Source organism: Sphingomonas aquatilis, assembly GCF_014196115.1.
Classification (GTDB): domain Bacteria; phylum Pseudomonadota; class Alphaproteobacteria; order Sphingomonadales; family Sphingomonadaceae; genus Sphingomonas; species Sphingomonas aquatilis.
In genome coordinates this window covers 1-1,609 of sequence record NZ_JACIDB010000031.1, presented here as the reverse complement: position 1 = coordinate 1,609, position 1,609 = coordinate 1, and the positions used below count along the sequence as shown (strand labels likewise).

1 protein-coding gene is annotated in these 1,609 nt (G+C 67.9%); it reads right to left on the bottom strand.

Going from position 1 to position 1,609, the window contains the following annotated elements:
- Nucleotides 1-33: 33 nt before the first annotated feature.
- Nucleotides 34-1,609 (bottom strand): Tn3 family transposase (locus GGR47_RS18980; RefSeq protein ID WP_183949615.1); only part of this gene is annotated, 1,576 nt, incomplete at its 5' end.

Sequence of the window (1,609 nt, the reverse complement as noted above, 5' to 3'; positions counted from 1 at the left end):
GGGGTCGGTTCCGGCTGAGGGCGAAATGACACCCTAAGCGTCGGCGTCTTTCGGCCAGAGGTATTCGCCGGTGAGGAGGATGTGCGCCCATCCGAGCGGAGAGACGTGGGCGAGAAGATGGTCCGGCGTCTCCAGCCCTTCGCGTCGCCGTGCCTCGACAGCATGACCAAGATGCAGGGTGTTCCAGTAGACGATGATGGCGGTGAGCAGGTTGAGGCCGGCGATCCGGTAGTGCTGGCCCTCGGTGGTGCGGTCACGGATTTCGCCCTGGCGGCCGATGCGCAGGGCGTTTTTCAGCGCATGATGCGCCTCGCCCTTGTTGAGTCCGACCTGCGCGCGGCGCTGCATCCCGGTGTCGAGAATCCATTCGATGATGAACAGCGTGCGCTCGATCCGACCCACCTCGCGCAGGGCTGTGGCCAGGTCATTCTGGCGCGGATAGGCGGCGAGCTTGCGCAGGATGCGGCTCGGCGCGACCTGCCCGGCACTCATGGTGGCGGCACAGCGGAACAGGTCGGGCCAGTTGGCGACGACCAGCGCCTCGCGCGCCTTGCCGCCCACCAGCGGGCGCAGTTCAGTCGGCGTGGCGGCAGGGTCGAAGACGTACAGCCGCTTGGACGGCAGGTCGCGGATGCGAAGTACGAGGCGATAGCCGAGCATCGCGCTGATCCCGAACAGATGGTCGGTGAACCCGCCGGTGTCGGCGTACTGCTCCTCGATCCGCCGCCCGGCCTCGTTCATCGTCAGCCCGTCGAGCAGATAGGGTGCCTCGCTGACGGTCGCGGGGATAGGCTGTGATGCGAACGGCGCGAAGCGGTCGTTGACATGGGTATAGGCCTTGATGCCGGGGTCGTTGCCGTAGCGGGCATTGACCGTGTTCATCGCCTCGCCCTGCCGCGCAGCGGGGTAGAACTGGCCGTCGGCCGACGCGGTGGTGCCCATACCCCACACCCGCGCCATCGGCAGGTCGCCCTGCGCGGCGACCACGGTCGCCAGCGCCTGGTCGATCGCCTCGCTCTCGACATGCCAGCGCGCGAGGCGGGAGAGCTGCCAGTAATCATGGGTGTTGCACGCCTCGGCCATCTTGCGCAGGCCGAGGTTCAGCCCCTCTGCGAGCAAAACGTTGAGCAGGCCGATCCGGTCGCTGCACGGTATGCCGGTGCGCAGATGGGTGAAGGCATCGGTGAAGCCGAGCGCGGCATCGACTTCGAGCAGCAGGTCGGTGATGCGGACAGGCGGCAGGCGACGGTACAGATCGAGCACCAGTTCATCGATCCCGTCCGGCGGATCGGCGGTAAGACGGTCGATGCGCAGCATCCCGTCCTCGATGCCGCCGTGGGGGATTGTGCCGTTGCGCGCGGCGCGACCGAGGCGGGCGAGGGCATCGGCAAGCCGCGCCTTGCGGTCGGCCAGCCAGACATGCGGGTCGGGCGGGACCGCCAGCTTCATGCTGCGTGCGACCGCCATGGGCACGAGGACATGGCGCAGGTCGCCGTAGCGATGCGAGCGGTCGAGCCAGATGTCGCCTGAGCGCAGCGCGTCGCGCAGGTGGAACATCACCGCGACCTCGCGGAGACGCGCATCGTCACTGCCCTTCACCCGCAACTGA